18 protein-coding genes are annotated in these 19,335 nt (G+C 42.2%); 13 read left to right on the top strand and 5 right to left on the bottom strand.

Features of this window, described 5'->3' with window-relative positions; all coding sequences use genetic code 11:
• Positions 1–216: 216 nt before the first annotated feature.
• Both DFR58_RS18915 and DFR58_RS18910 read right to left on the bottom strand, forming a co-directional pair.
• The gene (locus DFR58_RS18915; protein ID WP_114299655.1) at positions 217–591 is read right to left on the bottom strand and encodes a desulfoferrodoxin family protein; all 375 of its coding nucleotides are present in this window, start codon (positions 589–591) and stop codon (positions 217–219) included.
• Positions 592–796: 205 nt separating this feature from the next.
• Entirely contained in the window at positions 797–1,429 is a 633-nt protein-coding gene (locus tag DFR58_RS18910) for a hypothetical protein (protein ID WP_114299654.1), read from the bottom strand.
• A gap of 707 nt (positions 1,430–2,136) precedes the next feature.
• Between DFR58_RS18910 and DFR58_RS18900 the strand changes: the two genes are divergently transcribed.
• The 11 genes from DFR58_RS18900 to DFR58_RS18855 all read left to right on the top strand — a co-directional run bounded on the left by DFR58_RS18900 (position 2,137) and on the right by DFR58_RS18855 (position 11,755).
• Complete coding sequence (locus tag DFR58_RS18900; protein ID WP_114299652.1) at positions 2,137–2,826, top strand: DUF1538 domain-containing protein; 690 nt, start codon at positions 2,137–2,139, stop codon at positions 2,824–2,826.
• A complete protein-coding gene (locus tag DFR58_RS18895) occupies positions 2,823–3,557 on the top strand; it encodes a DUF1538 domain-containing protein (RefSeq protein WP_114299651.1) in 735 nt (244 codons plus the stop codon). Before DFR58_RS18900 ends, DFR58_RS18895 begins: the two co-directional genes overlap by 4 nt.
• The gene (locus DFR58_RS22250; RefSeq protein WP_207659281.1) at positions 3,544–3,894 is read left to right on the top strand and encodes a P-II family nitrogen regulator; all 351 of its coding nucleotides are present in this window, start codon (positions 3,544–3,546) and stop codon (positions 3,892–3,894) included. The genes DFR58_RS18895 and DFR58_RS22250 overlap by 14 nt, the downstream gene beginning before the upstream one ends.
• A 27-nt stretch (positions 3,895–3,921) precedes the next feature.
• The gene (locus DFR58_RS22245) at positions 3,922–4,272 is read left to right on the top strand and encodes a P-II family nitrogen regulator (RefSeq protein WP_207659280.1); all 351 of its coding nucleotides are present in this window, start codon (positions 3,922–3,924) and stop codon (positions 4,270–4,272) included.
• Positions 4,273–4,430: 158 nt separating this feature from the next.
• Positions 4,431–5,927 carry a stage V sporulation protein B gene (spoVB, locus tag DFR58_RS18885; protein WP_114299650.1) on the top strand — a complete coding sequence of 499 codons (1,497 nt, stop codon included), beginning with the start codon at positions 4,431–4,433 and terminating at the stop codon, positions 5,925–5,927.
• Between the two features lie 120 nt (positions 5,928–6,047).
• Positions 6,048–6,269 carry a hypothetical protein gene (locus tag DFR58_RS18880; RefSeq protein ID WP_114299649.1) on the top strand — a complete coding sequence of 74 codons (222 nt, stop codon included), beginning with the start codon at positions 6,048–6,050 and terminating at the stop codon, positions 6,267–6,269.
• A gap of 232 nt (positions 6,270–6,501) precedes the next feature.
• The gene (locus DFR58_RS18875; protein WP_114299648.1) at positions 6,502–6,960 is read left to right on the top strand and encodes a CtsR family transcriptional regulator; all 459 of its coding nucleotides are present in this window, start codon (positions 6,502–6,504) and stop codon (positions 6,958–6,960) included.
• A gap of 137 nt (positions 6,961–7,097) precedes the next feature.
• Positions 7,098–7,610 (top strand): UvrB/UvrC motif-containing protein, encoded by a 513-nt coding sequence (locus tag DFR58_RS18870; protein WP_114299656.1) that lies wholly within the window; start codon positions 7,098–7,100, stop codon positions 7,608–7,610.
• A 37-nt stretch (positions 7,611–7,647) separates the two neighbouring features.
• A complete protein-coding gene (locus DFR58_RS18865) occupies positions 7,648–8,679 on the top strand; it encodes a protein arginine kinase (RefSeq protein WP_114299647.1) in 1,032 nt (343 codons plus the stop codon).
• 28 nt (positions 8,680–8,707) lie between these two features.
• Positions 8,708–11,167 carry an ATP-dependent Clp protease ATP-binding subunit gene (locus tag DFR58_RS18860; protein ID WP_114299646.1) on the top strand — a complete coding sequence of 820 codons (2,460 nt, stop codon included), beginning with the start codon at positions 8,708–8,710 and terminating at the stop codon, positions 11,165–11,167.
• 147 nt (positions 11,168–11,314) lie between these two features.
• Positions 11,315–11,755 carry a hypothetical protein gene (locus DFR58_RS18855; protein WP_114299644.1) on the top strand — a complete coding sequence of 147 codons (441 nt, stop codon included), beginning with the start codon at positions 11,315–11,317 and terminating at the stop codon, positions 11,753–11,755.
• A 31-nt stretch (positions 11,756–11,786) separates the two neighbouring features.
• On the opposite strand, the gene DFR58_RS18850 is transcribed toward DFR58_RS18855, so the two are convergent.
• The 3 genes from DFR58_RS18850 to DFR58_RS18840 all read right to left on the bottom strand — a co-directional run bounded on the left by DFR58_RS18850 (position 11,787) and on the right by DFR58_RS18840 (position 15,395).
• Positions 11,787–12,059 carry a type II toxin-antitoxin system Phd/YefM family antitoxin gene (locus DFR58_RS18850; protein ID WP_114299642.1) on the bottom strand — a complete coding sequence of 91 codons (273 nt, stop codon included), beginning with the start codon at positions 12,057–12,059 and terminating at the stop codon, positions 11,787–11,789.
• A gap of 115 nt (positions 12,060–12,174) precedes the next feature.
• Complete coding sequence (locus tag DFR58_RS18845) at positions 12,175–14,076, bottom strand: LTA synthase family protein (protein WP_114299640.1); 1,902 nt, start codon at positions 14,074–14,076, stop codon at positions 12,175–12,177.
• Between the two features lie 83 nt (positions 14,077–14,159).
• On the bottom strand, positions 14,160–15,395 hold the full coding sequence (locus DFR58_RS18840) for a glycosyltransferase family 2 protein (protein ID WP_479722753.1): 1,236 nt from the start codon (positions 15,393–15,395) through the stop codon (positions 14,160–14,162).
• Positions 15,396–15,744: 349 nt separating this feature from the next.
• Between DFR58_RS18840 and DFR58_RS18835 the strand changes: the two genes are divergently transcribed.
• Together DFR58_RS18835 and radA are read left to right on the top strand one after the other, a co-directional pair.
• Entirely contained in the window at positions 15,745–17,697 is a 1,953-nt protein-coding gene (locus tag DFR58_RS18835; RefSeq protein WP_114299636.1) for a glycoside hydrolase family 15 protein, read from the top strand.
• Positions 17,698–17,944: 247 nt separating this feature from the next.
• On the top strand, positions 17,945–19,306 hold the full coding sequence (gene radA, locus DFR58_RS18830; RefSeq protein WP_114299634.1) for a DNA repair protein RadA: 1,362 nt from the start codon (positions 17,945–17,947) through the stop codon (positions 19,304–19,306).
• Positions 19,307–19,335: the final 29 nt, after the last annotated feature.

The following is a 19,335-nucleotide window of genomic DNA, read 5'->3' as shown; positions in this document are numbered from 1 at the left end:
GTATAAAAAATATAACGGATTTAATTAATTTGTGCTCATGTTATTTGTGAGCTTCAAGGAATTATATAAGCTTTTGCCGGGCCTTGCTTGCTTTACGAGACAAGGTCTTTTTGCTGTATCTATATGCCATGCCTGAAATCGGACGGATACAAACTTAAAAAAATGACTGCTATATGCACATAAAAACAGGGGCGTCCCCCCCAGGGGGGACAAGGCCTAGAAATCAGCTTTCCAGAGGCCATGGAGATTGCAGTATTCATAAACTGTGCCTGAGCTTACGCCCTCAAATACCGCTTTTGGCTCCATTCCCGACTTTAAGTGAACAATTTCCGTTTTTTCATCTGTAACTAGAGCAATCCATTCAATATAATGCTCCGGAAGTGAGGGGTGCAGCGTTGAACCTACAACAGCATGTATTTTGCCATTCTCTTTTGTTATAAATGGTACATGCTTTTCTTTTGCCCCATCTGTGGTATTAGGCTTGAGCTCTGTCATTTCCCCTCCGCAGCATGATGGTGTTACACCCCCGTTTTTAAGCATGAGCATGGTGTTGGAACATTTTTCACAACGATAAAATAATGTGTTTGCCATTTTCATTAACTCCTTTAAGTTTTTATTTGCTTGAAAGCATCAATTTACTGTTTTCTAAAATCAGACTTTTTAACATAAGAAATCCTAAGCCTGAATAGAATATGCATTCAATAAGCAAAGCATTCTTGTCACAATTTATATACCCTTATTATGAATGATAAAACAGTATTTTTACAGTGTATTCTTGTAAGGAGTATTCCGGCTTTTATTTAAAGCTGACTGTCTTCAATATATTGTCTACTTCCGCCTTGCTGGTATCATCAAAATATGTGACAATAAAATTAAGGGCATAGTCCTTAATGATTGCCGAATAATACCTCTGAGTAACCTTGGTGCTGCCTGACTGTATATATGCCTCCATAACATCAAAATCCTTTTCTCCCAACTTTTCAGTGTAGATATCCTTTTCAAAGATATATGGAAGCTGGCTGTCAATAAGCAGGGTTTTTGCCGATTCGAGATAATCCTTGCCCGTTTTTACATTCTGTAAAAAGCTTAGATTTTCAGAATTACAGATAAAGCTGGGATTAACTGCCTCCTGCTGGTTTTGGGGATACTTTGAGGCCATTATGAAATTGAGGTTTTGCGCTTGCGACAGATCGGGCTTTTTTGCCTCTCCTTCAGCCGATCCGTTTTCGGACTCTGTAAGCTGGTTCATGGATTCTATATCCTGTATGGACCATTCTTTTGGAAGCTGTACGCTAAGCCCAAAGTAATTGTTTTTATAAACACCATTCTCCATTACTCCCAGAGTGATTTTGGGAGAGAACACGCAAGCTGTTAAAAGAAGTGAAAGGGCGGCTATTACGGAAAATATAAAACTTAATTTTTTCTTCATTGATAAATTACCTCACTTTTTATTTTAAAAATATCTGCAAATAAATCTTACTTTATCATAACATAAACATTATTTCTACTTTCAATTTGTTTACAAGCGGAAATAATGCTTTATTAAGATGCTATATATTGTGCATTTTCTTTATATTACATGGTTTTCCGTACGATATATTATGTTTTGGATTGTTTATTGTATACTAACGTCTGTTTTGGTATAATTATTCATAATAAGTGTTTTAGGAGACAGGCCTATTGATTAAAAAAGGTAAAAACGTTATAAAAATTATATTATTTATTTTAACAATTACAAGTATAGCTAACATATTTCTGTCATTTTGGCATGTAAAATCTGAGTTCCGAGGAAAGCCTGACAGATCAAAGTATTTTTTTAGTACCGTTTCGGGACAGGTCTGCATTCTGCAGGCACTCAAGGAGGGAAAGAGGGAATATTTTAAGCATTCTGCCGATAGGAATCCTCTTTATTCCTGTGATTTAAAATTCTATTTATTTATAGCTATACCGTGCATTCGTGGCTTTTCAAATCTTCGAAACCGCAGAGCAAAATTAAAGTCTATAATTACACAGCACTTTCATGGGAGCAAGTATAAATACATATAATAACTTTTAAATGAGCCAAAACTTAAAATATTGAGTTTTAGAGTGCTTTGGCTATATTTGCCCAATAATTATTTAACAGGGGGTGCTCGTTTGAATGTAAGAGAAACTTTGTTAGAAGTAGTATACTCTATATTACCTATAACCTTGATAGTTGCAGTTTTGGGTGTTACTATAGGAAGGCTGCCTGCCGAGGACTTTGTTTATTTTGCTGTCGGAACGGTTATGGTTATTTTAGGACTGACGCTTTTTTTCATGGGAGCCAAGCTGGGCTTTTTACCCATAGGAGAGGTTATGGGCTCGGCATTAGTTGAAAGAGGAAAGCTGTGGCTTATGGTTGCGGTAGGCTTTGTAATGGGCTTTGTGGTAACAGTTGCAGAGCCTGATGTGCAGGTGTTGGCTGGTCAGGTTGCTACGGTGTCGGAGGGAGCGGTAGGAAAGCTGCTGCTTGTATCATCAGTGGCTCTGGGCGTTGGAATTGCAGTGGCTCTGGCACTTCTCAGAATGTTTTTGAATGTTCCGTTGATATATTTGCTTGGAGCAAGCTATCTGCTTGTTTTTACACTGGGAATATTTACTTCGCCTAATTTTTTAGGTGTTGCCTTTGATTCGGGAGGGGTTACTACCGGGCCTATGACTGTTCCGTTTATTTTGGCTCTTGGAGTGGGTGTGGCATCGGTTTCATCCAAAAAGAAGTCTTCTACCGATAGCTTCGGGCTTGTTGCTCTTGCTTCGGTGGGGCCAATTCTGGCGGTTTTGATACTGGGGGTGTTTTACCGATGATAAAAATCATGTTTGATGGGTTTGGGGATATAATGATGGAGGTGCTTATCGCTCTTGCGCCCATAACGCTTTTGTTCTTTGTATTTCAGATATTTGTTTTAAAGCTTCCCAAAAACAGAGTTATTAAAATATTAAAAGGTATTTTAATGACGTTTCTTGGGATGTCTCTATTTCTTCAGGGGGTTCATGTATCATATCTTCCTCTTGGGGAAAAGCTGGGCATGGCCATGGGCTCCATGGCAAATAACTGGATAATGATACCCATAGGACTGCTTCTTGGATTTGCCGCTACATATGCGGAGCCTGCGGTAAGGGTAATGAATAATGAGGTTGAAAATGTTTCGGGAGGATATATCAATAAAAAGATTATGCTTTATACCACTTGCATAGGAGTTGCCATATCCGTTGCCCTTTCCATGATAAAGGTTATTATGGGCGTATCGCTGTGGTATTTTATTGTTCCGGGATATATTCTGGCTTTTGTATTGTCGCGCTATGTAAGCCCCACTTTTGTCGCCATAGCCTTTGATTCGGGAGGGGTTGCTACCGGACCTATGACGGTGACTCTGCTTTTATCAATGACTGTAGGCGTGGCAAAGGTGCTTGAAAACAGAGACCCTTTACTAGACGGATTTGGTATGGTATCATTAGTTGCATTGACCCCGATTTTATCTGTTTTGATTTTAGGATTCTTGTATGCGCGGAAGGAGAAAGTCAATGAATCTGAATGAGTTAACTGTTAATGACAGTTATAAACTTATCATAACCATTGTCAAAAAAGGTACGGCAAGCAAGGTTGTTGGTGCAACTAAAAAGGCAGGCGCTAAGGGCGGAACTATTCTTCTGGGAAGAGGCACGGCAGCTAAAAATGTATACCTTGAAATTCTGGGGATTAATTACGATGTTGAAAAAGAGGTTATTTTAACCTTTGTTAAGCATGAAATGGCGGAAGAAATTCTACAGGTTATAGTGGCAGAGGCTCAGCTTAATAAGCCTGGGAAGGGAATTAGCTTTATAGTTAATATATCTAAGCTTGCGGGCATATTTCATTTGTTGAAAACACATTAAGGTGTGATTATTTTAAGGAGGGAAATTATGAGCCCTAATAGTATAAAGTTTGAATTGATAGTTACCATTGTAAATAAGGGATACGCGGAGGATGTCGTATCTGTTGCCAAGCAGGCGGGAGCAGAGGGCGGCACCATAATTCATGGACGCGGTACGGGAATACATGAAAACGCCAAGCTGTTTGGCATTTCCATTGAACCTGAAAAGGAAATAGTTCTTATCCTTATTGACAAGACAAAGTGTGATTCCGTTTTGCTTGCGATATCCGAAGAGGTGGGCTTAAATAAGCCCAGCAGGGGAGTGGCTTTTGTTCTGGATGTGGAAAAGACCGTCGGCATATGCCATCTGGGGAACGGTTACTGCAGTGATAAAAAATAATAGCAGCCTTGCTTTAAGGAAATTTAAATATAATAAAGGCCTGAAAGTCATAAAACTATGATTTTCAGGCCTTTTTAACACATCCCAAGGCATATTATAGCTGCGGTGGGAATAACCTTTATTACCAGTAGGCTATTAGTCGGTGGTGCGGAAAGCTGATGCAACTAGATAAATTTTATAAAAACTCCTTTATTTTATCTGCGTCAAATATGATAACGGGAATAATAGGCTTTATTTTCTCGGTAATTCTTTCAAGGGAGCTTGGAGCGGAGGGGCTTGGCCTGTATGGTCTTGTCATGCCTTTATATATCCTTTTCCTGTGCCTTGCCAGTGATGGGCTTATTACCGCACTATCTAAAATATCTGCCATATATTACAATCAAAGAGATGTTAACAGCCTTAACAGGACTATGTCTGCAACATTTATGGTTATATTTGTGTGGAGCGTTTCAATAGCTGTTTTGGCATTTGTTTTTTCTCCTGCAATATCTTCAGTGCTGATAGGGGATATAAGGAGTGCCGGGGCTATCAGGGCAATTTGCCCCGCAATAGCTCTGGTTTCCATGTCCGCTGTCTTAAAGGGATACTATTACGGTCTGAATTGGTTTAAGCCGGCGGCATTTATAGACATGGGAGAAAAGCTTTTAAGAGTGGGGTTACTTCTGGGGATAATATCTGCTCTGCCGGTACGCAATGTAGGAAATACCGTAACGGCAGCGTATGCGTCCCTTGCTGTAGGGGAGCTTATAAGCTTCGGACTTTTATACACATATTATAAAAGAAACAGAAGCATGAGCATGCCATTTTCACCAAAACCAAAGCATAGGCGTTTGCAGCTTTTATTCAATGTTTTGGCTATTTCATTTCCTTTGTGCATTAACGGTTTTATATCCACGCTTTTATCAGCGGCGGAGTCTCTGGTTCTCCCAAGGAGACTGGTAGCGGCAGGCATTCCCTATGATGCCGCTCTTGAGCTTATGGGCAAGTTTATTGGAATGGCGTTTAATATAACCTGTCTTCCCATGATAATAGTAAATTCCATGTCCACCGTGCTGGTTCCCGACCTGTCACTCAGCATCAGCAGAAATAATTACTGGGCGGCAGAGGACAGAATGCTGCAGGTTTTCAGAGTATCCTGCATTGTTGGGACCTCAAGCCTGATAATAGGCATTTGTATACCGGATCTGCTGGGGAGCCTGCTTTATAACAGATCAGATCTGGGAGCAATGATAGTTTTTGCTTCAATTTCTTCATTTATAAGCTTTATTGCGCTGCCCACTTTTGGAATGCTGAATGGTCTGGGCAAGCAGAAGGTTTTACTAAAAAACTCATTGATTATATCCGTTCAGGGGCTGGTGCTTATATATATATTGGCGGGAATCCCTTTCATCAATGTATACGGTTACGGAATAACAAATATGATAGTTTCTGCTTCAGGCCTGATTATGAACTTCTGTGACATTAAAAAGGAATTGGATTTTAAATTCCCTTTTTCTGAAATAATCAAAATTCTGATAATAGGACTGTTCTCATTTTTAATAATAAAGCTTCTAAACCAGTTTATTCCCGACACATTGGCTGTAATAAAGGCAGTATTTACGGCATTATCAGCCTTTGGCCTTGTTTATGGACTCTATAAACTCATCGAGGATTAAAAAAGTGATGTTTCAATACTTTTTCCAAGTATATAACTTATTTAATAAGAGAAAAATACTTCTAAGTTATTTATATATAGCTAAAGTTCTATAATCGGCCTAAATGGAGGAGATGTTTTTATGGCAAACAAAGATAATAAAAACAATATAAAGGATGAAAGAGTTGAGGATACTACCCTATACGGAGAATTTGTACCCTCCTTCCACCAATGGATTACTTTGGACAAGCAAAGGCAGGTGGCAAGCCATATGGAAAAGGTGACTGAGACGGGGGAAGAGGCTGCGAAAGAAATATCCCCGGAGATAAAAAGTAATAATAAAAAAAGAAATACCAAGCAATGATTAGCAAAACATATTTAATATTGTATATTGCTCTTAAAAAAGTCATAATCCGCATTTATGCATAAAAATTGAGCTTGAATGTGAGTCAGGTGTTATTTATAATATAATTAAAGGTCAAAGAAAGTCAAAATCAATTACTGTTTGATGCTGAAGCATTTTTTAATGCCAGAGTTTTTTTAATACTAAAGCATTAAAAAGGCTAAGCGTGCTTTGGACATGGGAGGCTGATAATGTGGCTAGATTAAGTGATTTGATAGAAGCTTTTATAAAGCAGCTTATTAATGATACCGACGGTGCGATAGAGATACAGAGGAATGAGCTTGCAAACCAGTTTAAATGTGTTCCTTCCCAGATAAATTATGTGATAGATACCAGATTTACTACTGAAAAGGGCTATTACGTGGAAAGCAGGAGAGGAGGCGGCGGGCATATAAAAATAAAAAGGGTGAGCATAAGCCATGCCGGGGAATACCTTATGCATATTGTTATGGCTATGGGGAACAGCATATCACAGCAGTCTGCGGATATATTTATAAATAATTTTATGGACTACGAGGTGATATCACAAAGAGAGGGCGTAATGCTTAGGGCAGCCGTAAGCGATAAAGTGCTTGGAGAGGTGCCGCTGCCTCACCGGGACCTTTTAAGAGCTTCTATACTTAAAAATATTCTTATGAGCCTGCTGGTATAGATTTGTGCGGCAAAATAATTTTTTAGAATTCTGCATACTGAATGCATATTATATATGGAGCTTTAAATAAAGATAATGATTTAACAATAATAAATGGTGTGCATTATATTTTAATTCTTTTTGGAAGGTGGATACATATGCTGTGTCAGAGGTGTCAAAAAAGGAATGCCAGCGTGCATTTTACACAAATAATAAACAATAAAAAAACGGAGATGTACCTGTGTGAGCAGTGTGCCAGAGAGAACGAAAAGTCGGACATAAATATGGGGGCACCTCTGGGGCTTAATGATTTATTGACGGGTCTTTTAGGAATCAACCCAAATGTTCATATGGGCGAAGCTGCGCCGGAGCAAATTCATTGTGAAAAATGCGGTATGACATATGAGGAATTCCAAAGGACAGGTAAATTTGGGTGCAGTGATTGCTATGAGGTTTTTGAGCAAAAGCTGGGGCCTTTGTTTAAAAGGCTCCATGGCAGCACCGGGCATGTTGGGAAAATACCCGGCAATGCTTCTTCTGAGATAAAATCTACCAGAGAGATAGAAAAGCTAAAGGAGCTTTTGAATAAGTCAATACAAAATGAGGATTATGAAAAGGCGGCAGAGATAAGAGATAAAATAAAAAGGCTTTCGGAACAGAAGCTGAAGTAAGAACAATATGACAGGGATTTATCGGAGGTGAAGCATTGTGGGCAGATGGTATATAGACAAGGGGCCTGAATCCGATGTGGTAATAAGCAGCCGGGTGAGGCTTGCAAGAAATTTCAGGAAATATCCCTTTCCGTCCAAGCTGGATAAGGAGCAAGGCGGGAGGGTGCTGGAGGAAGTAAAGGATGCTGTTTTTAACAGCAACAGCACTCTGGCCGGGGATGTGACCTTTATTGATATAAAAGCTTTGAACCCCATAGAAAAACAGTCTCTTGTGGAGAAGCACCTTATCAGTCCCGAGCTGGCGGAGAACGGCAGAGAGAGCGGACTTCTCATAAGCAGGGATGAAAAAATAAGCATAATGATTAATGAGGAGGATCACTTAAGAATACAGTGCATGTTTTCGGGTATGCAAATCAGTGACGCATGGAAGCTTTGCAACAATATAGACCTGCTCTTGGAAAGCAAAATTGATTTTGCATTCAGCAGGCAATACGGATATCTCACATGCTGTCCTACAAATATAGGAACAGGCATAAGAGCATCTGTAATGCTTCATTTGCCCGGGCTGGTTATGACGGGCTATATAAAAGGCATACTTGAGGCCTGCGGTAAGCTTGGAGTGGCTGTAAGAGGAATTTACGGGGAAAACAGCTATGCCTCGGGAAATATGTTTCAAATCTCAAATCAGGTTACTCTGGGACAGAAGGAAGACGAGATTGTAACAGGAGTTACAAACATAGCCTCTCAGATTATAGAACAGGAAAGAATGCTGAGAGCCGAGCTGCACAGGCAAAACCCATACAGGTTTGAGGACAAGATTTACAGGTCCTTTGCGGTTTTCTCAAGCGCACGCATTATTTCTTATGAAGAGAGCCTGAAGCTGATTTCCGATGTTAGACTGGGGTTAGATATGGGAATAATAAAGGGTATAAGCATTGAAACCTTAAACGAGATAATGCTCCTTATACAGCCGGCCAGTCTTCAAAAAACAGCCGGATCGGTTTTGGGGCCCGATGAGAGGGACATTAAAAGAGCTGAGATAATAAGAAATAAGCTTAAGGTAAACTGACATTTTATTAATAAAAGGAGGTATTGGTATGTACGGACGTTTTACTGAGAAGGCTGAAAAAGCAATAACATTTTCACAGGAAAGCGCTATGGCGCTTGGACATAATTATGTAGGTACAGAACACCTTCTTCTCGGACTGGTGAAGGAAGGAAGCGGAATTGCCGCCCGAGTATTACAGAGCCAGGGTGTTACGGAAGAGAAGGTAATGAGGGAAATAGATGAGCTGATAGGGCGCGGAGAAAAGACGGAGGAGCAGCCTCTGGGCTTTACTCCAAGGACAAAAAGAGTGCTTGAGCTGTCCTTTAGAGAGGCAAGGAGGCTGGGACATAACTATATAGGAACAGAGCATTTGATTATAGGCATAATGAAAGAGGGAGAAAGCGTTGCGGTAAGAATACTCATCGATCTGGGAGTGGACCCGCAAAAGCTCATGGGAGAAATTTCTAAGCTTCTTGGCAGTGAATCTCCGGGAGCGACGGGGCAGCCCAAAAATCACGCGGGAAATTCCAACACACCCACCCTCAACCAGTTTGGCAGGGACTTGACCGACATGGCAAGGGAAGGCAAGTTTGATCCTGTAATAGGACGTGACAGGGAAATAGAAAGAGTTATACAAATACTCAGCAGGCGCACAAAGAATAATCCGTGTCTGATAGGAGAGCCGGGAGTAGGTAAGACCGCCATAGCGGAGGGGCTTGCACAAAAGATAATTGAGGGCAACATACCTGAAATGCTTAAAGACAAGCGAGTAGTTACTCTTGACTTATCCTCTATGGTTGCCGGTGCCAAATACAGGGGTGAGTTTGAGGAAAGACTGAAAAAGGCGATGGATGAAATAAGGAAGGCCGGAAATGTAATACTGTTCATTGATGAAATGCATACGATAATAGGCGCGGGAGCCGCAGAGGGGGCAATAGACGCTTCAAATATATTAAAGCCTTCCCTTGCGAGAGGTGAGCTTCAGGTTATAGGCGCAACGACACTGGATGAATACAGAAAGCATGTTGAAAAGGATGCCGCCTTGGAAAGAAGGTTTCAGCCCATTACGGTAGGAGAGCCGACAGTTGAGGAGGCCGTGGAAATATTAAAGGGAGTAAGGGACAAATATGAAGCGCATCACAGGGTTAAAATAACGGATACCGCGCTGGAAGCGGCCGTTAAAATGTCAGACAGGTATATAGGAGACAGGTTTTTGCCTGACAAGGCCATTGACTTAATTGACGAGGCGGCATCAAGAGTACGTCTTAAGGCCTTTACGGCACCTCCCGATTTGAAGAAGCTGGAGGAGCAGGTTGAAAACCTTGTAAAGGAGAAGGAAGAGGCTATAAGGTGTCAGGAATACGAAAAGGCCGCAAGGATAAGAGACGAGGAGCAAAGAATAAAGGGTGAGCTGGACAAGGTCAAGGGGAGCTGGCAGCAAAGGAACCAGACCAAAACAGACACCGTAACGGAGGATGAAATAGCCGAAATAGTTGCAAGCTGGACGGGTATTCCCGTGAAGCGTCTGGCTGAGGAGGAGTCCGAAAGGCTTATGAAGATGGAGGAGATTCTCCACCAGAGGGTAATAGGACAGGATGAGGCCGTCAAATCTGTTTCCCGGGCGATAAGAAGGGGAAGAGTGGGGCTTAAGGACCCAAAGCGCCCTGTAGGCTCATTTATCTTCCTGGGGCCCACGGGAGTTGGTAAGACGGAGCTCAGTAAAGCATTGGCGGAGGCTATATTTGGTGACGAAAATGCCATTATAAGGATTGACATGTCGGAATATATGGAAAAGCACAGCGTATCGCGCCTCGTGGGATCACCCCCCGGCTATGTGGGATACGAGGAGGGAGGCCAGCTTACTGAAAAGGTAAGGAGAAAGCCGTATTCGGTAATTTTATTTGATGAAATTGAAAAAGCGCATCCCGACGTATTTAATATTCTGCTTCAGATACTGGACGACGGAAGGCTGACCGACTCTCAGGGAAGGAAGGTGGATTTCAGGAACACCGTCATTATTATGACATCGAATGTTGGTGCAAGGATGATTACCGAGCCCAAAAGGATGGGATTTTCCTCGGCAGACGATGAAAAGGCAAGGAATTACGAGCATATGAAGGGCGATGTAATGGGAGAGCTGAAAAGAACCTTCAGGCCGGAGTTCTTAAACAGGATTGACGACACCATAGTATTCCATCCTCTTGATGAAGAGCATATAAAGAAGATAGTAGGTATTATGCTGGAGACTCTGGCGCAGAGGCTGAAGCAAAATGCCATCACGATAGAGGTTACCGACAGTGCAAAGACCTTCCTTGCAAAGAAGGGCTTCGACCCGGTATTCGGTGCAAGGCCGCTTAAGAGGTCTATCCAAAGCATGGTAGAGGATAGGCTGGCAGAAGAGATGCTAGAGGGCAAGGTGAAGACGGGAGACAAGGTATTTGTTGATTTAAAGGAGGATAACCTGATAGTGGAAAAGAAGCAGGAGAAGCTGCCGCTTGAAAAGAAGTGAGCAAAATGCAGTTGAATAGCATATATGTAATGAATTAGCTGTATAAATCATATAAAAGCTCGGATAATTTCAAAAAATATTTTACAATAAAGGATTTTTCTATATAATATTTATAGAAAAGTCTTTTATTGTAAAGGGGCAATATTTATGAAATTAAAGTATTTTAAGTTTCATGGCTTATATTTTGTGCTTCTTATTGTGCTTATGGGGATGGGCGGATATGCTTTGAATGTTTTAAAATCCCATGTCATGTATAGGGAAGGCATACTGGCATATCTTTATACTGAGCTGCTGTTTTGCTTTATATTTGGGTTGCTGCTGGCATTGCCTTACATCATCCAACAAAAAACAAAAAAAGGACCTTGGGGAATAAATACACCAAAGATACTTTTTTTAGCACTCCCATGCTTTATTTTTATATTGTGGCAGATTTTTTCCTACAGCGGGGATATGGGAGAGAATTTTTTAGTATTCAATTACAGCTCGGTATTTTATAATAAAGTCTCAAATTACCTCATAGCCGTGCTGCTTGGCTACTCGCTTCCGGTGAGCCTGTACAAAAAGGGGGAGGAATCCAATATCATTTAAGTCGCTTTTGGCATGAGAATATATCCTGATTTTATATGCGGCCATGTACGCTTTCCCTCAACAGCTTTGCTACCTCAAAAAAATCCTCACCATCTGCCCCATTTATGATTTCTTCCTCTGCTTCAGCAAGCTTTGCATACAGGTTGATAAGCCCTTGCTGCCTTTCGTAGACTTCAACGCTCATTATAACCATATCGCCGACGCCGTTTTTTGTAATAAAAACTGGCTCTCTTGATGTATGGCAAAAATCAGAAATGTCATTGGCGTTATTTCTCAAATCAGAAATAGGTCTGATATTCGGCATATTTAAATTCTCCTTATCTCAAATATTTATAAATATATAATATCAAATATTTGAGATATTGGTCAAATGGGCAAGGCATTAAAATTTATTTTAAGCAGTGTTTTATTTATTTTGCTCACCCCGCGGTGAAGTCCTTCAGCAGATTGTTTTCGATAATCTTGTCGGAAATCTCAAGCTGCTTGCCCGCCTCTTCGATATACTCCTTAAAGCCGTCTGTTCCGGCGGGCTCGCCTGAGGACAGGTCAAAGCATTGGCCTGTGCCTGAAAAATACACCGTGCTTCCGTCGGTTACGCTGCCGTCTCTGAAAATTGCAAGGCTCCTTTCGCTGTTCAGAAGATCCCTCCCGAGGTAATATTCTGGCTGAGCTCCCAGCAGATTTGCAAGTGTAGGGTACAGATCCACCTGCCCTCCCGTCTGGGGTTTTACGCCCTTTTGTTCTCCTCCGGGTATATGTATAATAAGAGGAACCTTCTTCATTTCCAGATACGCAAGCTCGTCATTGGGGCTTAATCCCAGCACTCCCTTAATGCCCTCCATGTCTCCCTTTTTTATTCCCTCGTGATCCCCGTATATCGCAATAACGCTTGAATCCATCAGCCCATTGTCCTTAAGGCCGTCTAAAAACTGTCCCAATGTCTGATCGGCGTAATGCATTGCCTTCAGATACCTCCCCAAAAATGTTCCGTTGTGGCTTCCGGCATTAAATTCATTGCCGTATTCATTTTTGCCGAAGGAGTCATAGGGATAGTGTGACGACAGCGTAACCAGAAATGAATAAAAGGGCTGTTGAAGATCTTTTATTTTATCCAGCGATTGCCTTAGAAAGGACTCGTCCGTCAAGCCCCACCCGCCTATGCATTCATCCAGTATATAATCCTTCTGACTCATAAAGGAGTCAAAGCCCATGAAGGGATAAACAGTAGCCCTGTTCCAGTAGCTGGCCTTGTACGCATGCATTGCCGTGGTGCTGTAGCCCTTTTCCTTGAGGAGCGCAGGCAGGGAAGTAAACTTGTTTCCGGGGTAACGGAAATATATCGCGCCCTGCTTTGCGGCATAAAAGGAGTTGTTTGTGACAAACTCCGCGTCTGCCGTATTGCCCTGGCCTGCCTGAGTGTAATAGTTCGGGAAGTAGAAGCTGTTCTTTATCAGCCTGTTTAAGTTGGGAGTCACCTCTCTGCCGTCTATTTTGAGGTTTATTACAATGCTCTGCATTGCCTCAACCTGAATTACTATCAGATTTTTTCCTTTTGCTATGCCATGAAGATTTCTGCCCTCGGCGGTGTTTTCATTCTCTATGAAAACAGCTTTTATGCTTTCGGCCTCATCGGGGGCGATATCCTCTCCATTGCCTGCAAGCCTGTTGGAAGCAAAATACCATATGTCAAAGCAGTGATAGTTCAACACACCTATGTTGTTTACAAAAAAGCTGTGGTCAAAAACCGTAGACAGGGACTTGAAGCCCATCAGCCTGTCAATGTTGTACATGCCGGAGAGGGTGAAGAAGCACCCTAACACAAGCACTGCCGCCGAGGTAAGCAGTCGGTGCCTTACCGAGTGCAGTCTTATCCTTTTAAGCTTTAAAAGCAGCAGCAAAACAGGAGCGGCTATTATAACATCTGCCGCAAGCAAAAGGTCTCTGGGGGTAAAAAGCTTGAGTATGCTGCTTTTTAAGGCGGGGTCTACCACTCCGAGCTGCATCAATACCGGCACTGAAAGTACACTGTTATAATAGCGGTAATATATCGCATCCGAAAGCATAATTATTGATATAAGCGCATTCACTGACAGAAGACAAATCAGACGCCATTTTCTTTTCATGGAAATAAAAAGCCCGAGCAGAAGCAGCGCAGGCCCCAGAGCAGCGGCTATAAGAATGTTTCCATAGTGTATGCCTATAATTTGGTTGAATAAAAAGCTCTTTATGTATATGGATAGGACAAATAAAAACACTTCCACATTTCCCGTAAAAAACCGAAATACAGGCTTTAACTTATTTCTGTTTATATTTATATTCATATGTAGTTTATAATTTAACGGATTTTTTGTATACCGTATATCCTTTCACTGGAGTTATATCAAAGCAGCACTGACAAATGGCTTTAACTGACTCTTTCAAGAGATTTCACATCAGTGATGTCAAGTGCTCTTGTGTGTACGGTATGCACCCACTCGTTTTTATTCCTGTCTATAAAGCCGTGTATAATAATGGGCACCCATGTAAGGCTGTATATGGGGAAGGTAATAAAATACCTTAAAATTCTTTTTGTAAGCTTTCCCTCGGCAAATACGAAAATTATGCTGTAGTATGTCAATATAAGCAAAAGAAGCGCAAGAAGAACCGTACGTGTATTGAGTACAATGCTTTTTTCCCCTGTCAGAAACGATACTCCTGTTATTATCATATTTACAGCGTTTGCAACTATGATAAAGGGCTGAAGCAAGTACATTCCTGCGTCAAAGGCAACCTTGTCCCTGTCCCGGAAGGCCTTTAATATTAGCTTTTTAAGGAATCTTTGCGCGCAATTGCAGTGTCCCTGCATCCAGCGCCTTCTCTGCCTCCACGACTGGGGGAGGTGCAGCGGCTTTTCGTCGTATACAACGGCCTCATGCGACCATGAAACTCTCATGTTTTTAAGCACCAGCTTCATTGAAAACTCAAGGTCTTCGGTAAGGCAGGTGGCTCCCCAGCCTATTTCCTTCAGCACATCCCAAGCCATTACAAAGCCTGTGCCGCCCAAGGCACAGCTTAAGCCCAGATAATGCCTGGGAAGCTGAAACAGTCTGTTGCTTGTCCAGTAGGATATTGAATAGTTTCCCGATATCCATGAATCGGAAGGGTTTTTGCTGTCCAAGTATCCCTGTATAACCTTATTTCCCATGCAAAGCTGCTTGTTCATCTCCAAAAGAAAGTTGGGCGAGGCAAGGTTATCGGCATCAAATATGCATATGGCGTCATAAATTTTATCTGCGGCAAAAAGCTTTTTAAACATCCATTCAAGAGAATAGCCCTTTCCCTTTTTTACAGAATCGAACCTCTCATATACCGATGCCCCGTTTTGGCGGGCCACCTTTGCGGTTTTGTCGCTGCAATTGTCCGCTATGACCAGTATGTCGTACATGTCCCGGGGATAATTTAATTGCTTTAAGTTTTTAACTATGCTTCCTATTACTATCTCCTCATTATGAGCGGCAACAATGACGGCAAATTTATTTTTGGGAGGAAACATGCTTGCACTTGCTTCCTTTCTTTTAAACCACCCGAAAACAGATATTATAAAATAATATAAAAAAACAGACAATAAAGCGTATTGAAATACCATACCAACTATGTTCAACATAATTCACAATTCCTCCACAAATCTTTTGTTTAAGCATCTTCTTTTTATCTTTTGATTTTTGTAAAAAATTTAACAATATCCAAAATACATCATTTCATAAATTTTAGCAAGCGCAGTTTAGCCTTAAATAAATCCGTATTACGCTTAATAAATCACACTAAAGGATGTTTTGCACACAATATTGCAGGTTTTAAGAAACATACGTTCAATATCGCGGTATTTCTTAAAAAAGCTATTATTATTTTGCACTTTATATATGAAAAATATTATAATATAAAATTTGGGTGAATGTGTTATAATTATATGGAATAAAATGCTTATTTGGGTATGGGGGAGAGGTTAATTAATGACAAAACCGTATATCAACAACGCCGTTATAGGAAATTCAAGAATGCTGGGATGCATAACAGACAGGGGGGAGCTGATAAGGCTGTTCTGGCCCAATATAGACTACTCCCAGCATATAGACAGGATGGAAGCGGGGGTTTTTTGCAGCAGTCATAACAACAATACCTTGTGGTTTGGACGGGATAATTTTCATCACAGCCAGTATTATATTAAGGACACCAATATATTAAAGACAGTATGTGTTGACAATCAGGCGGGCATAAGAGTAAGTCATACCGATTTTATGCTTCCTCATGCCGATGTTGCAGTGAGGGAATATGAAATTGAAAACCTCAGCAGGGAGGAGAACGAGATAGGCTTTGTTTTATACTCATCGTTTATTTCCTGCGATTCGGAATTAAGAAGCAGCCTGTTTGACTTTGAAAATGACGCCGTCATTCATTACAAGCCGGGAAGCTATGCCGGCATATGCTCCGACAGGGAGGTGTGGCAGTTTCAGCTCGGAAACAACGCATATCAAGGTGCGGGGAGTGCGGGAGGGCTGGGAGGCTATGACAGCATAGCAATGACGGGAGAGGGAGCAATGTCATGGAGACTTGGAGTGTTTCGGGAGGGAGAAAGGAAAAGCATCAGGATATTTATATGTGCCTCGGAGACAATAAAAGGAGTAAAAAAGCTTATACGGCATGTGAGGCGAATGGACATTGCCTGTGAGCGTGAAAATACTGAAAGGTACTGGCTGAATTTAGTGGAGAGCTCAAGGCAGATAAAAACCGGAGTACCTGAAATAGATGCGTTATACAGGCGTTCGATTTTGGTTTTTAAGCTGATGGCCGATGAAAAAAGCGGGGGGCTTCTGGCAGCGCCTGAAATTGACGAGCAGTTTACAAGATGCGGAAGGTACGCGTATTGCTGGGGAAGGGATGCGGCATTCATAACGGGTGCGCTTGACAAATGCGGGCTGACAGCCGACGTGGACAGATTTTACAAATGGGCTGTAGAGGTTCAGGATGAGAATGGAGCATGGCAGCAAAGGCATCATATGGATGGGAATCTTGCCCCTTCCTGGGGTCTTCAGATAGATGAAACGGGCACTCTGGTATGGGGTATGCTAAAGCACTATGAAGCTACTGGAAATAAGCAGTTTCTTAAAGAGATGTGGGAAAGCGTTGAAAAAGCCGCGGATTTTTTGCTGGAGTTTACTGACAAGGAATCGGGCTTGCCGCGGCCAAGCTATGATTTATGGGAGGAAAGGTTCGGAGAACACACCTATTCCTCTGCGGCGGTATGCGCGGGCATAAAGGCGGCCGCGGAAATAGCCCGTATATTAGGGCTTGACGATAAAAAGGCCGAGCTGTGGGAAACGGCATACAGCAGCATGAAGGAAGCGATGGAAACAGCCTTATGGAAAGAGGATATGGGCAGGTTTTTAAGAAGCATAAGGACCAAGCTCAATCCTTGGGGCTGGGAGCATTCGCCCAATACCGTGTCTATGAGGGTTAATCCCAAGGAATATTACAGGGACTTAACGCTTGAGGATCCTGCTATAGATGTAAGCCTGCTTGGAGTGGCTGTTCCGTTTGAGGTTTTTGATGCACTGGACCCTAAGGTGGCGAGCACCGTAAAAGCCATAGAGGAGGCGCTTACCTCACCGGGAGTTGGAGGAATAAGGAGATACGAGGGTGATAATTATATCGGAGGAAATCCATGGATACTCACAACGCTGTGGGTTGCCCTGTACTATTGCCGAATAAAGGACTTTAGCAAGGCGGCAAGCTATTTGAAATGGGCTGTCGGAGGACGCACGGAGCTAGATATGCTGCCTGAGCAGGTGAATAAAGACAGCGGAAAGCCTGAATGGGTAATTCCACTTACATGGTCCCATGCCATGTTCGTGCTTGTGTTAATTGAGCTTGCTGACGAGGGAGCTCTGCACACCTTAAGGCTGTGAACCGAGAAAGCAGGGTGTTACTGCTGCCGCCTGTCTTTAGGGGAGCTGTAATTCTCAAAGGGCTTTCTGTTATTTAGCACTGTAAAAGGGTTAATGCCGTAGTTTATTACAAGGTTTAAAAACAACATCAATTTTTTTATATAGCCCAATGTATCACACACCTTATCAAGGGTTCAGACATATTACAGATTATGCCGTATTTATGTAATGTGTGAATGAGAGGCAAAATACAGTCAGGAGAGAATTAATGGCAAAGAATAAAAGCGTATTCATATGTCAGGAATGCGGCTATGAAAGCACGGGATGGCTTGGGAAATGTCCTGCCTGCAGTCAGTGGAGCACCTTTGTGGAGCAGGTGCAGCAGGGCAGGCATTCACCCTCGCCCACTCCTTCGGCAACTGCCAAGCCGGTAAGCATAAATGACATTAAGCTGGATAATGAGGAGAGATATTCAACAGGAATAAATGAAATGGACAGGGTGCTTGGGGGAGGCATAATAAAGGGATCTCTTATACTGGTGGGAGGAGATCCCGGAATAGGCAAGTCAACTCTTATACTGCAGATCTGCAACAGCATAAGGATGAGCTTTAAGATACTTTATGTTTCGGGAGAAGAATCTATAAAGCAAATAAAGCTTAGAGCCGATAGACTAGGTGTAAGAAATTCCAATCTTTTAATGGTTTCGGAAACCAATTTTAAAGCAATAGAAAGAATAATAGATGAGGAAAAGCCCGGGGTTGTAATTATTGACTCCATACAGACGGTTTTTAATGACGAGCTTACCTCGGCGCCGGGAAGCGTAAGCCAGGTGAGGGAGGTGACGGGAGCGCTTGTCAGGATAGGAAAAAGCTGCGGCATATCCATAATAATTGTGGGGCATGTAACTAAGGAGGGTGCCATAGCCGGCCCCAGGGTGCTTGAGCATATGGTGGATACGGTGTTGTATTTTGAGGGAGAAAGGCACTTGAGCTATAGGGTTTTAAGGGCGGTAAAGAACAGGTTCGGTTCTACGAATGAAATTGGAATATTTGAAATGCATGATACGGGGCTTGTGGAGGTGGAAAATCCATCCAGAGTAATGCTTACGGGCAGAACTGAAAATGTACCCGGCTCGGTAGTGGTTTCCAGCGTTGAAGGTACAAGACCGATGCTTATAGAGATACAGGCCCTTGTTTGCGCCACAGGCTTTGGAATGCCAAGGAGAATGGCTACGGGAGTTGATTACAACAGAATTACTCTTCTTATGGCAGTGCTTGAAAAAAGGGTTGGAATGCAGCTTAGCAATTGCGATGCATATGTTAATGTAGTCGGAGGTCTTAAGCTGGATGAGCCTGCCTGTGATCTGGGTATAATAACAGCGATTGCTTCAAGCTTTAAAAACCTTCCCGTCACTGAGGGGACAGTGCTTATAGGAGAGGTTGGGCTGACGGGAGAGGTAAGGCCGGTGGGACAGATAGACAAGCGCATAATGGAGGCGGCACGCATCGGGTTTCAAAATTGCATAATACCTGAGGGCAATTTAAAGATGGTCAAGCAAATGAAGGGACTCGACAGCATAAATATAAAAACAGTGGAAAATGTACAGCAGGCACTTGACGTTTTACTTTAGGCACTAACTTAAGTCACTCGGAGGTCGGA

Origin of the sequence: Anaerobacterium chartisolvens (assembly GCF_003337415.1) — a bacterium.
GTDB lineage: Bacteria > Bacillota > Clostridia > Acetivibrionales > DSM-27016 > Anaerobacterium > Anaerobacterium chartisolvens.
The sequence above is the reverse complement of the archived record's forward strand: the minus strand, read 5'-3'. Positions and strand labels throughout refer to the sequence as shown.

Bases quoted from the DNA above. Each gene is read 5' to 3' on its own strand.
- DFR58_RS18850 (WP_114299642.1), bottom strand. From the start codon at position 12,059: ATGCCGAATATCAGACCTATTTCTGATTTGAGAAATAACGCCAATGAC.
- DFR58_RS18870 (WP_114299656.1), top strand. From the start codon at position 7,098: ATGCTGTGTCAGAGGTGTCAAAAAAGGAATGCCAGCGTGCATTTTACA.
- DFR58_RS18910 (WP_114299654.1), bottom strand. From the start codon at position 1,429: ATGAAGAAAAAATTAAGTTTTATATTTTCCGTAATAGCCGCCCTTTCA.
- DFR58_RS22245 (WP_207659280.1), top strand. From the start codon at position 3,922: ATGAGCCCTAATAGTATAAAGTTTGAATTGATAGTTACCATTGTAAAT.
- DFR58_RS18895 (WP_114299651.1), top strand. From the start codon at position 2,823: ATGATAAAAATCATGTTTGATGGGTTTGGGGATATAATGATGGAGGTG.
- DFR58_RS18860 (WP_114299646.1), top strand. From the start codon at position 8,708: ATGTACGGACGTTTTACTGAGAAGGCTGAAAAAGCAATAACATTTTCA.
- DFR58_RS18845 (WP_114299640.1), bottom strand. From the start codon at position 14,076: ATGAATATAAATATAAACAGAAATAAGTTAAAGCCTGTATTTCGGTTT.
- DFR58_RS18915 (WP_114299655.1), bottom strand. From the start codon at position 591: ATGGCAAACACATTATTTTATCGTTGTGAAAAATGTTCCAACACCATG.
- DFR58_RS18855 (WP_114299644.1), top strand. From the start codon at position 11,315: ATGAAATTAAAGTATTTTAAGTTTCATGGCTTATATTTTGTGCTTCTT.
- DFR58_RS18835 (WP_114299636.1), top strand. From the start codon at position 15,745: ATGACAAAACCGTATATCAACAACGCCGTTATAGGAAATTCAAGAATG.
- spoVB (WP_114299650.1), top strand. From the start codon at position 4,431: ATGCAACTAGATAAATTTTATAAAAACTCCTTTATTTTATCTGCGTCA.
- radA (WP_114299634.1), top strand. From the start codon at position 17,945: ATGGCAAAGAATAAAAGCGTATTCATATGTCAGGAATGCGGCTATGAA.
- DFR58_RS18880 (WP_114299649.1), top strand. From the start codon at position 6,048: ATGGCAAACAAAGATAATAAAAACAATATAAAGGATGAAAGAGTTGAG.
- DFR58_RS22250 (WP_207659281.1), top strand. From the start codon at position 3,544: ATGAATCTGAATGAGTTAACTGTTAATGACAGTTATAAACTTATCATA.